This window comes from Halohasta sp. A2 (assembly GCF_056175805.1).
On the sequence record NZ_JAQFWV010000082.1, the window covers coordinates 1 to 13,201 of the forward strand.

General features: G+C 51.6%; 17 protein-coding genes. 7 read left to right on the top strand and 10 right to left on the bottom strand.

The features are described from left to right. Window positions 1-227 precede the first annotated feature (227 nt). Complete coding sequence (locus tag O2S87_RS16000) at window positions 228-1,211, bottom strand: transcription initiation factor IIB (RefSeq protein WP_475409767.1); 984 nt, start codon at window positions 1,209-1,211, stop codon at window positions 228-230. Between the two features lie 178 nt (window positions 1,212-1,389). Here O2S87_RS16000 and sufB point away from each other — a divergent pair, with 178 nt between their 5' ends. From sufB to O2S87_RS16015, 3 genes are all read left to right on the top strand, one after another. After that, the gene (sufB, locus tag O2S87_RS16005; protein ID WP_475409768.1) at window positions 1,390-2,817 is read left to right on the top strand and encodes a Fe-S cluster assembly protein SufB; all 1,428 of its coding nucleotides are present in this window, start codon (window positions 1,390-1,392) and stop codon (window positions 2,815-2,817) included. 474 nt (window positions 2,818-3,291) lie between these two features. Then, entirely contained in the window at window positions 3,292-3,690 is a 399-nt protein-coding gene (locus O2S87_RS16010; protein ID WP_475409769.1) for an iron-sulfur cluster assembly scaffold protein, read from the top strand. After that, entirely contained in the window at window positions 3,683-4,015 is a 333-nt protein-coding gene (locus O2S87_RS16015; RefSeq protein WP_475409770.1) for a NifU family protein, read from the top strand. The genes O2S87_RS16010 and O2S87_RS16015 overlap by 8 nt, the downstream gene beginning before the upstream one ends. Before the next feature lie 29 nt (window positions 4,016-4,044). Here O2S87_RS16015 and O2S87_RS16020 read toward each other — a convergent pair whose 3' ends face one another. The 3 genes from O2S87_RS16020 to O2S87_RS16030 form a co-directional block, all read right to left on the bottom strand. Next, window positions 4,045-4,395 carry a NifU family protein gene (locus tag O2S87_RS16020; RefSeq protein ID WP_475409771.1) on the bottom strand — a complete coding sequence of 117 codons (351 nt, stop codon included), beginning with the start codon at window positions 4,393-4,395 and terminating at the stop codon, window positions 4,045-4,047. A gap of 85 nt (window positions 4,396-4,480) precedes the next feature. Further along, window positions 4,481-4,846 carry a HesB/IscA family protein gene (locus O2S87_RS16025; protein ID WP_475409772.1) on the bottom strand — a complete coding sequence of 122 codons (366 nt, stop codon included), beginning with the start codon at window positions 4,844-4,846 and terminating at the stop codon, window positions 4,481-4,483. 66 nt (window positions 4,847-4,912) lie between these two features. Then, the gene (locus O2S87_RS16030) at window positions 4,913-5,476 is read right to left on the bottom strand and encodes a TATA-box-binding protein (RefSeq protein ID WP_475409773.1); all 564 of its coding nucleotides are present in this window, start codon (window positions 5,474-5,476) and stop codon (window positions 4,913-4,915) included. A 441-nt stretch (window positions 5,477-5,917) separates the two neighbouring features. Here O2S87_RS16030 and O2S87_RS16035 point away from each other — a divergent pair, with 441 nt between their 5' ends. Further along, entirely contained in the window at window positions 5,918-6,268 is a 351-nt protein-coding gene (locus O2S87_RS16035; protein WP_475409774.1) for a 4a-hydroxytetrahydrobiopterin dehydratase, read from the top strand. 29 nt (window positions 6,269-6,297) lie between these two features. Here the strand turns inward: O2S87_RS16035 and O2S87_RS16040 are convergent, their stop codons facing one another. The 5 genes from O2S87_RS16040 to O2S87_RS16060 all read right to left on the bottom strand — a co-directional run bounded on the left by O2S87_RS16040 (window position 6,298) and on the right by O2S87_RS16060 (window position 10,999). Continuing rightward, window positions 6,298-6,705 (bottom strand): DoxX family protein, encoded by a 408-nt coding sequence (locus tag O2S87_RS16040; protein WP_475409775.1) that lies wholly within the window; start codon window positions 6,703-6,705, stop codon window positions 6,298-6,300. 442 nt (window positions 6,706-7,147) lie between these two features. After that, window positions 7,148-8,098 carry an ABC transporter substrate-binding protein gene (locus O2S87_RS16045; protein ID WP_475409776.1) on the bottom strand — a complete coding sequence of 317 codons (951 nt, stop codon included), beginning with the start codon at window positions 8,096-8,098 and terminating at the stop codon, window positions 7,148-7,150. Between the two features lie 53 nt (window positions 8,099-8,151). After that, window positions 8,152-9,177 (bottom strand): AIR synthase family protein, encoded by a 1,026-nt coding sequence (locus tag O2S87_RS16050; RefSeq protein ID WP_475409777.1) that lies wholly within the window; start codon window positions 9,175-9,177, stop codon window positions 8,152-8,154. Between the two features lie 183 nt (window positions 9,178-9,360). Then, the gene (locus tag O2S87_RS16055) at window positions 9,361-10,143 is read right to left on the bottom strand and encodes an HAD-IIA family hydrolase (RefSeq protein ID WP_475409778.1); all 783 of its coding nucleotides are present in this window, start codon (window positions 10,141-10,143) and stop codon (window positions 9,361-9,363) included. Window positions 10,144-10,714: 571 nt separating this feature from the next. Next, window positions 10,715-10,999 carry a DUF5789 family protein gene (locus tag O2S87_RS16060; protein ID WP_475409779.1) on the bottom strand — a complete coding sequence of 95 codons (285 nt, stop codon included), beginning with the start codon at window positions 10,997-10,999 and terminating at the stop codon, window positions 10,715-10,717. Window positions 11,000-11,095: 96 nt separating this feature from the next. Between O2S87_RS16060 and O2S87_RS16065 the strand changes: the two genes are divergently transcribed. The 3 genes from O2S87_RS16065 to O2S87_RS16075 all read left to right on the top strand — a co-directional run bounded on the left by O2S87_RS16065 (window position 11,096) and on the right by O2S87_RS16075 (window position 12,665). Then, window positions 11,096-11,467: a hypothetical protein gene (locus O2S87_RS16065; protein ID WP_475409780.1), complete on the top strand. Its 372-nt coding sequence runs from the start codon at window positions 11,096-11,098 to the stop codon at window positions 11,465-11,467. Window positions 11,468-11,946: 479 nt separating this feature from the next. After that, window positions 11,947-12,528: a tyrosine-type recombinase/integrase gene (locus O2S87_RS16070; RefSeq protein ID WP_475409781.1), complete on the top strand. Its 582-nt coding sequence runs from the start codon at window positions 11,947-11,949 to the stop codon at window positions 12,526-12,528. Continuing rightward, window positions 12,525-12,665, top strand: coding sequence for a hypothetical protein (locus O2S87_RS16075; RefSeq protein WP_475409782.1), 141 nt, complete (start codon window positions 12,525-12,527; stop codon window positions 12,663-12,665). The genes O2S87_RS16070 and O2S87_RS16075 overlap by 4 nt, the downstream gene beginning before the upstream one ends. A gap of 19 nt (window positions 12,666-12,684) precedes the next feature. On the opposite strand, the gene O2S87_RS16080 is transcribed toward O2S87_RS16075, so the two are convergent. Beyond that, window positions 12,685-13,017, bottom strand: a complete 333-nt coding sequence (locus O2S87_RS16080) for a hypothetical protein (protein WP_475409783.1) — start codon at window positions 13,015-13,017, stop codon at window positions 12,685-12,687. Window positions 13,018-13,201: the final 184 nt, after the last annotated feature.

The following is a 13,201-nucleotide window of genomic DNA, read 5'->3' on the forward strand; positions in this document are numbered from 1 at the left end:
TAAAATTAAACGTCACGAGTAAATCCTTACGCCGTATAGTATTTTCAGCTAGATAAATTTACCGTAATGAACGCTCAAGAGCTACAGAATCTGACGTTTCTGTCGGTGTTTCTTGGACAGGCTCTAGTATCAAATGAAAAGGTCATTTAATTCTATATAGTGTCATTTATCTTGTGTTAACTATCTTGTGTTTGAAAATATTTTTCAGTTTTCATTTATTGTTCTGGTCAGCCATCTGTATCTAGTTCTGTAGCGGCCAATATTTCCCGATATCGCTGTCTGATTGTGACTTCGCTCACATTAGCTGCTTTAGATATCTCGGGCTGAATGATTGATTCTCCAGAAAGACGTGAGGCGGCATACAGTGCGGCAGCCGCAATGCCTGCGGGACTTTTTCCACTGTGTACCCCTTTCTCAGTTGCATCTTCAATCAGTTTTCGAGCATACCGTTCTGTCTCGTTCGAACAGCCGAGTTGCGATGCGAATCGTCCCACGTATTCCATTGGATGCGATGGTGGTATTTGGAGATCTAACTCTCGTGAGATGTACCGATAAGTCCGTTCAATATCCAATCTGTCGACACGACTCACCTCTGTGAGTTCGTCGATCGTTCGTGAGATCCCATTCGTTCGTGTGGCAGCATACAGTGCACAGGTAGCTACCGACTCTATTGACCGACCAGGCAGCAGGCCTTCATCTAATGCTCGCCGATAGATCACACTCGCGGTCTCACGACTTGGCTCAGGAACGCCAAGTGCCGACGCCATCCGATCAATTTCGCCGAGAGCTCGTTTCAGATTCCGTTCCTTCGAATTTTGTGTCCGGAACCGCTCATCCCATGTTCGGAGGCGGCTCATTTTTTGTCGCTGCCGCGCTGATAAGGGGTTTCCGTGGGCATCCTGATCACGCCATCCGATATTCGTCGATAATCCCTTATCATGCATCTGTTGTGTCGTTGGTAACCCTACTCTGGAAGCGGTTTCTCCCTGATCAAAATCAAACGTCCGCCACTCAGGTCCGAGATCAATAGCATGTTCAGCAACGACTAGTCCACACTCCGAACAGACTGTCTCATCTGTATCGTCAGCTCTCACTAGTGTACCCTCACATTCTGGGCACTGATTTTCGATCTGAGTCGAACGGTGCTGATCGTCGGCTGCTCTGTCGGCTTTGGTTGACTGTCTGCTGACACCGATCTGTTCGTATTTCATAGTATGTATGGGTTTTCTAACACTAGTTTCTTGGCTCGTTGCTAGAGGTTCTTTCCCCATCCAAAATAAGATTTGTGACTAGAAATAGTTTCTAATAATATGCAGAGAAACTATTTTTGATTTCAAAAGTTGGTTTTGCACCCATACATATATGTCTACCAATATCGAAAAACATCGTATGAGTTCAAACGAAAAGCTGAGCGAGACGAACACTGAGGCCCGGTTTGAATTTAAAAAGGAGGAAGCCTCCGCATTCAAGAGCGAAAAGGGGTTGACTGAGGAGACTGTCCGGGTCATCTCCGAGGACAAAGACGAACCCGAGTGGATGCTTCAGCGACGCCTTCGCGCCCTTGAGCATTTCCAGAACATGCCGATGCCAACCGACTGGCCAGAGGGCCCCGATCTCTCAGAGGTCGACGTCAGTGAGATCGTTCCGTATATCCGACCAGATATCGAGACTCGTGGTGGCGTCGACGATTGGACGGACCTCCCCGAGGACATCAAGGACACCTTCGACAAACTCGGCATTCCGGAAGCCGAAAAGAACGCGCTGTCGGGCGTCGGTGCCCAGTACGAGTCTGAGATCGTCTACCAGAACATGCAGGAGCAGTGGGAAGAGAAAGGCGTGATTTTCTGTGACATGGACAAGGCAGTCCGTGATCACGAGGAGCTCGTCCGGGAGCACTTCATGAACAAGTGTGTCCCACCGAGCGACAACAAGTTCGCTGCACTCCACGGCGCGATCTGGTCTGGCGGCTCCTTTGTCTACGTACCCGAAGACACCAAAGTCGAGATGCCGATCCAGGCGTACTTCCGGATGAACTCCGAGGGGATGGGTCAGTTTGAACACACGCTCATTATCGCTGAAGAGGGGTCGGAGGTCCACTACATTGAGGGCTGCTCAGCCCCGAAATACTCCGAGTTCAATCTCCACTCAGGTGGTGTCGAGGTCTTCGTCGGCGAGAACGCTCACGTCCAGTACTCGACGGTCCAAAACTGGTCGAAGAGTACCTACAATCTCAACACGAAACGCGCCATTGCCGAGAAGGGTGGACGAATGGAGTGGATTTCAGGCTCGATGGGCTCGAAGGCTACTATGCTCTACCCCTCAACGATTCTCAAGGGTCGTGGTGCCTCTGACAATCACATCACTATCGCGTTCGCGGGTGAAGGCCAGAACATCGACACAGGCGCAAAGGTCTACCACAACGCTCCCGAGACAAAGTCGACGGTCGAATCCAAATCGATCTCGAAGGACGGCGGCCGAACTAACTACCGTGGACTGGTCCACATCGCAGATGGCGCAGAAAACTCTTCGACAGCCGTCGAGTGTGATGCCCTGATGTTCGACAACGAGTCGACGTCGGATACCATGCCGTACATGGAGATCAACGAGTCCCAAGTCGACGTTGCCCACGAGGCGACGGTCGGCAAGATTGGCGACGAGGACATCTTCTATCTGCAGAACCGCGGCTTGGATGATGATGATGCAAAGCAGATGATTGTTTCCGGGTTCATCGAACCCCTGACAGAGGAACTGCCAATCGAGTACGCAGTCGAACTCAATCGACTGGTTGAACTCGAGATGGAAGGCAGTCTCGGCTAATCCAATACGTATCCAGAACTGAACAGCGAGCAGTGGTGCTTCGCTGTTCTGTTTATATTCATAATATCATCCTATGACAATCACACCCCTCGACTGTCTGCAGTGTGGAACTGAATACACCTATATCGGTGCAGGGCCACATGGAGCAGAGTGTCCCGACTGTGGATCGGTATGCGTCTCTCCAGTTGGCGAACTGCGAATCACTGATAACGACTATTGGTCAGTAGCCAATGGAACGGGTGAGCTTCGGATTCATACTGTCGACGAACATGAGCGGTCTTTCGAGTTCCGGATCGGATTTCAAAAAAACAGAGGAACGCTCACCACGATCACGATAGACGGGACATCGGTGCTGGCGAAACACTGTTCGGCAGCGTGGCCGATAGCAGAGCTACTCAACGAGTCACTTGAACAGTATGGTATAACCGAGTTGATGAACCCGATGAAGTCGGATACGACGTCCACTCAACGCCTATGAACAACACCTACATTCGTGAGTTGCTCGCAGATCATAGCAGCAATCCACGAAACTATGGAACGCTCCCAGACCCTGACATAGTCGAACGGGTCGACAACCCTCAGTGCGTTGGGCCAACGCATCCCGAAGGTGACTGGATCTCGGTTTCGCTGACTGTCTCGGATGAGGAACCTCGCGTGATCGAATCCGTTCGGTTTGAGGGAGCTGGCTGTACGCTGTCGCAGGCTGCTACCTCACTTCTCACACAACAGATAGAAGGAACAGAGCTCCAAGAGATCCGAAGTTGGGACCGTGAGTTCATCGAACAGCAAGTAGGAATGGACCTCACACCGGCACGGCTCCAGTGTGCGGAACTTGTCGTTCGCGCAGTCCGACAGGGAGAGTTCAATGAGTGAAACCAAAGAGGAGTTGCAATCAAGAATCGAAGATTGGATCGTTCAACAGATGCCGATGATCCAGATGCACGGAGGGACCAGTATGGTCCGTGAACTTGATCCTGACGCCGGATTGGTCGTCATTGAGTTAGGTGGAACCTGTTCGGGGTGTGGAGTGTCAAATATCACCGCAGAAAACATGCAACGGGAGCTGTACTTTGCGTTCGATGCAATCGAAGAAGTCCAAATTAAGGTCCCGTCGACGGGTAATGTCGGCGCTGATACGGTTGAGGGTGGCCGTGGTGGCGACCTCCAGTTTTCGACTGAGTCACCAGGACATTTGTGAACTGACGATTTTTGACCGTTGATCTGTGATCAAAACGGGATGTCTGGGCCCTGTGTTGAACTTTCATCACTGCTCTGGCCAGGCAAAGATAGACTCATGTCTGTCTCAGCGGCAGTTGTTTGACCGGTGTTAGCTTGCACTTTGTTAATCTCTGGAATCTCTTTGACCATTCGCTGTTTGATCGCCTGGATTGTCATTGGTGAGATTCCACACCCTGAGCACGCACCCCCGAGTTGAATATGAACCTCGCCGCTGTCTTCGTCAAGATATTCGATCGCAGCGTTACCACCGTGCATCTGGATCTGTGGAAAGTTTCTCTGCAGGAAGTTTGTCACACGGTTCGTTAGATCGTCTTCAGAGTCTGTTGAATTAACGCTCATTGAGAGATGTGACACTGGGACCGGCGTAGGATTTCGGTTCTCATCGTACACGACATTTTTGTAACGCCTTGTTCAGGGGAGAATCTCATGTACGGAAACTCTCTCCACAGCCACACTCAGAGACGACGTTAGGATTTTCAACGTGGAAGCCAGCCGCTTGGAGGCCGTCTTCGTATTCGAGTCGACTCCCACCGATGTAATTCATGCTTGCCGGGTCGACAAAGACACGAAGGCCGTGATGTATGGTTACGGTATCGTCCGGCTCGGGCTCATTGTCAAATCGCATCCCATATGAAAGGCCTGCACAACCTCCCTGTTGGACAAACAGTCGGAGTCCACCCACATCAGTATCCATTCCCTCTTGATTCATTAGCGCGAGTGCCTGCTCAGCAGCGGCTTTTGAGACCTCCACACCCGACTCGGAATTACTGTCGACGGTTCCTACGCTCATACTCAACAGTCGTCAGCTAATTATGTTAACTTTAATGGTTAGATGTAATTGAAAGTAATTTCACACTCAAGTATCGATGAGTCCGAGACCGTCAAGCTCGTGAATCAGATGGTCGACTGCAGTCTTAGCGTCTGTCGGTTGTTTCGCCCCCGCAATTATGACTTTCCCACTGCCGAAGAGTATGATTGCAACATCTGGTTCACTCATCTGATACAGAAGTCCCGGAAACTGTTCGGGTTCGTACTCAACATTCTCAAGCCCGAGTCCAATCGCAATAGCGTTGAGATTCAAACTCTCACCAAGGTCTGCTTTTGATACGATATTGTGCAAGGTGATTTCTGGCGATTTATCGAAGTGGAGACCAAGATTACGTAGCTCGCGAAATACAATAGACATCGCCTCATCAACGCATTCGGTACTTGTTGCACCAGTACAGACAATCTTACCCGATCGAAAGATGAGGACTGTTGCTTTGGGCTCTTGTATACGATAGACCAGTCCCGGCATGCCGCTTGGATTGTACTCAACACCAGTCATGTCTGCAGCAAGCTCTTTGAGCTCCAGCTCATGGTCGATTCCGGTTGATGCGACCACGTTCTGGATCTCAGTGGAATCAGTGCGTGTAGCCATCTAGGTTATATTCTACCCAGAGGGTGATAAGTCAAAATCATGTTAATTTTAATGTAGAATAAATAGTGCATAGTTGTCCTAATATCGATACTTCGTGAACGCTGCAAAATATGATTGAGGGTATTTGGATATATTCACTCAACCAGACATCTACCTCATGAGAGCTACAATTTAGTTCGATCTCTCAGGCTGGTTGAGAAGTACCGGAATTGGGAATGGATTGGGTGAATGACGGGCCTCAATCGATTTGACTGAGTCGATAGAGTTGACCAAGCAACCCAACCCATGACCGTTGAGGCTCGACGGTCAATTGATTACAGTTTCATTAGCTGTTAAAACTAATGTTCTGTTGTTAACTACGCCCGGTAAAATGTTGCATAATATAAAATATCATAGTGTTCTGAGAGTAAGGCACAAGATGGGCCGATTAAATATACTTGTATGGCACCATCACTTGCAGATGAAGAATGTGAAGCCTGTACGTCAGATGACGAACCACTCACAGAGCCAGAGTATACCGACTACCTAAGTGAGATCGATGATGTCTGGGAAGTCGTCGACGATCATCACCTGGAAGGCGCGTATCCGTTCGACGATTTTCGCGATGCACTTGAATTCACGTATGAGATTGGCGAACTTGCTGAAGAGGAGTGGCACCACCCAGATATTCACCTACAGTGGGGCGAGGTGAGAGTCGAAATGTGGACGCACAAAATTGACGGTTTGCACAAAACCGACTTCGTGATGGCAGCACGTATGGATCGGATTCATGAAAAATATGTCAACGTATAAATCGGGCTAATTCTCTGTCTGGTGATTTTCTACTGGAACGCCTCTTTGAGGAAGACGAGTGCTCCGCCTAACATTGCAAGGTTACCAAAGAACGCGAGTCGCTCGCCGCTTTTGTCCTCATCGTCAGCGTTCCAGAAGTCGTGCATTGTCGCCGTTACGACTGTTAGGAAAGTAACTGCCGCTCCTGTCGAGAGTCGTGGAAGTCTCCAGAGTATGATTCCAGCGCCTGCGATGAGCATCATTCCAGAGGCGAACGGAGCTGCGAGATTTGGTGCTGGAACTCCTGCGGACTCCGCGTACTCTATAGTATCTTCCATGTCGCGGAAATCTTCGGAGGCCTGTGCGGCCAGTCCAACACCCAGCAGGACTCTTCCAAGTCGAGAGGGGGTAGTCGTGCTTTGATGCTTTGTCTCATTCATGCTGTCGCTTCCGTCCATATGTTGTCAAACGGTATAGTACAGTATAAATAATCTTTGTCACTACAGTCCATTTGCTACGGCAATTGTTTGAGAGGTGACTGTTCTCGCCGCAGATGACATGTTACTTCGACAAACGTGAGCAGGGTAGGGTAGTCTATGAGGAACAGCTTATGATATCAATTTTTCTTTTGTCAATAATCCTCCCCTCATTCCCCACCACCGAGACTGCTTAACCAACAAAGAATGCGAGAACTCTGGCTTTGTTGGTTAATATTATCAGAGGGGTTGAAACACAGGCTTATCGACTCTGATGAGAAGTGTCTGCAAGACTGCGAATCCTAATCGAATCGGTTAGCATCTTCAAACGCCAGTTAATGAAACTCGGTGAATTCTTGCGATACCTAACACTAAGGGTACTGGATGACAGCTACTCGCAATATTATGAGACTCTGTCGGCGGGCTACTCGTTGATTTCGAGGAGAGTGTTCGTGTAGAGATCGCCGGTATCGAGCTCGGTGGCTGAAATCGCCTCGCCATCGATTGTCGTGAGGATCTCGTTTTCGGCCAGCCAGTCGACGAAGGACTCCCACCGACTGTGGTCCATGGGCCCCCACTCGCCGTGGTCTGTGAGATAGGCGTCAGCGATTCGCTGTTGGCTCTCGGCGAGGAATTCGGGGTCATCGTTGTCCATACCGGTAGCCTGCTCGCAGAGTATTTCAGAAGCCTCCTCGGGGTTATCGGCGGCGAACTGGAAGCCACGGGCGGTCGCTTCGAGGAAGTCCGAAAGGCCAGCGTCGTCCTGGATCGTTTCGGGCCGAGCGAGAAGCAGTGGCGTATAGCCGTAGGGAACGTCGTACTCGTCGAGGTAGAACGCATTAAGACTGATCTCGTCGCGTTCGGCCATCACCCCTTCCCAAGGCATGAATACCCAGGTCGCCTCAGCCTCGCCCTCTAGGAGTGTGTTCCAGATGCCAAGCTTTGGTGGCGTCGCGATCTCGATATCACCATCGCCGCCGTCGTTTTTGACTAATTGGCGGACGATGTAATCCTCGAAGCGGGCGTCGTAGGAAGCATACGTCTGACCGTCGAGATCAGCCGGACGGTCAAGGCCGCTCTCTTCGAGTGTCACTATTGCACTCATATCGGTCTGACAGACCGCGGCGATGGCGGTCAGTGAGTCGTAGTCTGGATTGGTGTGGTAACTAATCGCGCTTTCGGAGGGTGCGATTGCCACAGTTGCCTCACCGGTGGCGACCTGTTTGGCAGGCGTGGTTTCGTAGTCATCATCGCCGGGTGAGTGGATCGACACGTCGACGCCTCGATCGTCGTAGTACCCCTCGGCCTGGGCGACGTAGAAGCCTGTGTGATTCGTGTTCGGTGTCCAATCGAGTGCAAGGTCTATAGTTGCCATTCATGAGTGGTATTACAGCCAGGTCAAAAAGAGCTATCGTTGGCTCCGAATGATTACTCGTCGACCGTATCGGCCGCTTCGAGTAGGGCCTCATACACTGGCCATGACGCATCTCCCGACGGCGGCTCGGTCGACACTCCATCGCGTTGGACACCTGTTCCAACCTCAACTGTACCGATTACTGCTGCGGTAGTTCCACGGTCGCTGAGCGCGTTCACGACCTCTTTCGTGGAATCTGGGTCGACCGTGATTAGGAGCGAGCCGGAACTCGTTGCAGTCCAGTGGTCCATGCCAAGCGTCCCACACAGCGTTCGCACATCTGGGTCGATCGGCACGCGGTTGGAGTCGACGGTGAACTGGACGCCTGCTCCGGTAGCCATCTCGTGTAGTGCGCCAAGTAGTCCACCCTCCGTCACATCATGTATCGCAGTTACCTCGCCAGCATCAGCGGCGGTGCGTGCATCACGGACACCATCGAGGTCGTCGAGATAAGCCCCGACACGGTTAAGCAGGGCCGGATCACAATCGATCTGTTCGGGAAACAGCGAGGCGAACAGCGCGGCCGATTCTACTGCTGGGCCGGTAGTCAACACGAGATCGTCGCCGGGGGTTGCACCGTCGGGGCGAATGAGGTCGTCGTGATCACCGACTGCAAGTGCGGTTGCCCCGCCGACCCAAGGGAACGTACAGCCCGCGTATCGGGCGGTGTGACCGGTGACGATGTCGACGCCGAGAGAGCTGCACTCGTCGTGGATGGCCCCCCAAAACGTGGCGAACTCGTCGTCGGAGAGTTCGGGTGGCAGCGAGAAACTGATTGCGAGGTGCGACGGTGAAAGTCCGGAGACCGCGACATCTGCGAGGACGATCCGGACCGCAAACCGACCAGCGCGCTCGAAGCCAAGATCTGGAAGAATTGAGATAGGATCTGTGGCAAGGGCGAGCGCGGTTTCATCGATATCAATAACTCCGAAGTCGACACCGTGTTTGGGGCCAAGTTGAACATCCGAGCGACCTGCGCCGAGGTGTGGTGCTATCTGTGTGCGAAAGAACTCGCGGTGAATCTTTCCCGTTTGCGGCATATGATGCGTAGAACGTTGGTGTTGGTTTGGATGTGTCGTCAGCGTGGTGGGCTAAGAGCAATCTAATCGTTAACGGAACTACTGCTCGCCTCACAGGCAGAGAGGGTGTCTCGTTCTGTTGCCCAGTCGTATTCATTGAGTGCTACCCGAACCACCAAAAGTCGATCTGCGATGTGCTCCTACTTATTGATTCGACTCTAGTACTGTTGAGATCTCTCCTAAGGACTCAATCACGTAATCAGCTGGTTCCTCATTGAGGAGTGAATCGGACCCGTCGACCAACCCTGTCAACACAAGCACCGTTGTTAGACCAGCACGCTGACCCATCTCAATATCTGTTTCCGGATTGTCTCCAATGATCATACACTCGTCTGGATCTGTCCCAAGTGTCTCAAGGCTCACTTTGATCATCGGGGCGTTGGGTTTACCACAAATGATGTCGGGATCATAGTTCGCTGCGTAGCCGATAGCAGCGATCAATGCTCCAGCACCGGGATCTAACCCCGAGTCAGTGGGCACTTTGCGGTCGCCATTGGTGCCTACAAACGCCGCCCCAGAGTCGACAGCTCGTAGACCTTGTGCCAGTGTCTCGAAATCGAAGCTTGAATCGTTTCCAACAACAAGAACATCCGTAGCAGTTGGCTCGGTTGTCAGTGTAGCACCTGCCTGTGTGAGTTCGTCGTGCAATGCTGGCTCGCCAATCGTCATCACAGTTGCGTCCGGGTATTCAGCAGTCACATACGTGGCTGTCACTGACGCGCTCGTCAAAATTTCAGACACATTTGCCTCAATTCCAAGTGATCCGAGTCGATCTCGGCACTTCTCTCTAGATTTTGTTGATGAGTTTGTCACGAAGGCTATGTCGACGCCAGCATCACGTAGGAATTCAATTCCTTCTTGGGCTCCTGGAATGGCTGTTTCAGATCTATAGACAGTACCATCAAGATCAATGATCGCAGAATCCATTGTAGTAACTAGATTGAGATACGCAATCGATGACTGATTAATCTGAGCATATTGTGTAATCCCTCTGTTGTCATTTATATTTCAATGAAGTGGAAAATACTCAACGAAAAGGTAGTGATGAGATGGTGATTTCTTTAATGATCAAGAATGTAGGCTCAGATAGGTTTCTTTTCCCGTAGATATTGATTCCCCAGAGCCAAGTACTCCGAATTCTTGGAATCTGCTTCCCTCATAACGATTTCATGCCATGCGCAGGAGATAACATTTTGCGAGGTTCTCTCCAAACTGAGTGAAACAGCGCGAGTATTATGGCCCGCTGAATGCGTCTGTGTGTGAACAACCAAACCGCATTCGGTGGCGTGCTTCGACAACTTGTTGAGATCACATCAATAGTGTTGCGGCCCGAGCCGCTCGATAGCCGTGTCCGATCGGCGGTCGCATAGGTATCATACAGCAATCCAAGTCTTACCTGATTTGGCAGATTCGTCGAAAAAATTCTCTGTGACGACACGGTGGCGCTTCTCGACGATTCGTAGGACTCACTTCGAAACCTTGGCGCGGCGAGCGGGTCTCAGAACGAGACTTGCTCGGGGCCGTACTCGCCGGGGGTAAACTGGTCGCGGTCGCTGTAAAAGCGCCGACCAACCGCCTTGTGACTGACCCCTGTGAGCAGCGTTTCCGTGACGGCCTCGGGGGTGTCGAACGTCTCATCGCCTAGCAGGCTGAGGGCCTCGCCGATCGTCTCGGTCCCGTTTGGCAGCGTCAGTTCGTTCTCGCCGTAAGCGGCGATGAGTTCGCTCGTCGTCGCGGGGTACTGGTGGGCCGCAAACAGGTCGGTTGTCATTTTGGGTCGCATCAACTTTACTGAGTCCGGCCCTATTATTAATGATTCTGCATAGATTCTTGTGCATTCTGCGAAGGACACTAGTATTCATTAAGGACCCGTGGCGCAGTGTCGCTGAACGTCTGTGTCAACACCGATGGCGGGGCGCTAGAGGACCGTGCTCCCCCTGGTATCTACTCCGACAACGACGACCACACCCTGCTCAAGTCTGCTGAGTACGACAACCGCATGGCCTACTGGGTGAGTATTGCACGAGCCTTATGCAACAGCCACATCTGGGCCTGGATTCTCAGTCCAGAGCACCTCGATGCTCCACACAGCGAGAAGTTCAGATCGCTCTTTGAGGATCACAAAGAGGTCCTCCGCCAGCTGAATGTGGGAACTCTATCTTTCTTCGAGGAGAGAATCCCGCCGTTCACGGCGGGCGTGAATCCGACAACGCTGATACAATTACTGTTCGGCAATAATACGGATATTTAAGAATCATCGTGTCGTAGTATGACGCACACCGAGGCGGTCACACCCCACCTAAATGCACAATATCGGGACTCCGAGAATCAGAACGTTTGAGACACCCATCTCGAACCGCTGTGGTGTCTCGGGTAGCAAGATAACTCCGAGTCCCATGCCGGGATAGGAGTAACGGCGGTGTGACCCCGCCATCGGTCCGTCATGCCGACAGGTCGTAAACCAGCAAATATCCCAACTCAGCGGTGCGGAGCCGTGGGAAGTCTCGCCGTTTACGGCGAGGAGGAGGTCACTTTCCCGTGCTATATCTTGCACGCCAGTTGGTAGAAATATTAGCAGAATTTCTGTTGTTTCACTGGATCAGCCATGATTCGGGTGAACTTTGCACTCCATTTTCAGACTCCAAAGTTGAGTGGCTGTAACGGATGGTTTGTATATAAATAAAGGTCGATCACGTGGCTCAAAATATAGATTCCAAAGTTCGTGCAAAAGTGTGGCTCACTCCCGACCAGGTCGACGATCTCCGATCGGCGTGTTACTCGACTGGTGCCGACTACCTCCAGCAGCGCAACGAGGCGATCATCGGCCTCATGTATGATACCGGGTTCCGAGTTGGCGAGTTGGTTGCGGTCGACGTAGATATGCTCAGGGAGGGCAACAGCGCCCTGTATCTGCCGACAGAGATCCAGAAGGACTACCCGAACGATAACGAGCCAGCACCGGCCACCCTTGAGCTCGCCTCAGATGTGACACGGTTGCTGTCGTCGTATCTCAACAGCCGCTGGAAAGACTCGCCCGCGCTGTTCCCCTCACGGTCGAGCAACTGGATCACTACGCAGGGCGTTCGGGATGCGATCTCGAAGGTTGCCGAGGAGGCGGGCGTCGAGCCGTACCTCCTCAACGGCACCCGTGGCGAGTCGGGTGACGTGACACCCCACGCGCTTCGCCACAGTGTCGCCTACCGGATGATGAACGCCGAGGAGGGGAACACGCTGTACGACGTACGGAACCGACTGCGGCACCGAAGCATCCAAACAACCGAGCAAGTTTACGATCATATCATCCGAGTATGACTGACGACAACGATGTCGACCCCGAGAGTCCACGTCCTCGGGGTCATTTCCCTCGGTTTAGGGACAACGAATGGCACTACATCTCCGACGAACTCGCCCGTTCAATCTCGCTGGGAACAACTGTCTCGCAAATATAAGAGCTGTTCTGGCCGCCAGCTAAGTGATGAAACGCCTTATGTCATCAGAACCAAACAATTTCCCATCCAACTTATCGTAGAACTCTTGTTGTGATTGCATATCTGAAAATTTACTTTGGAGGCGTCTCGCTTGGCCCTTTTCAATCCCCGCTTGATCGTATTCATGTTCAGAAACTTCCAAGAGAATAACCACATGATCGAGATCAGGAACAACAGATATGTTTTCGAGAATCACACCGAACAATCGCATTTCACCACCACACCGAAACACTTTGAGATCACCGTAATGCTTGTACACGAGCTTATCTGGGCTATACCCTACCTCTGTAATCTTGAGTAACTGCGTCTGCACATATTCAGATTGGTCTCTGTTGAGAGACGCCATCTCATTGATTGTTGAGGATGGTATAGAGCCTGTCTAAGAATTCTCACACTCTCAGTCATCGATATCGGTCGAAGACACCGCAGTATAATTTGCTCAACCGATCCAGCAGCGTTGACAAAAAGAGAGGCAAACTCAGCTATCTGGCGATCGT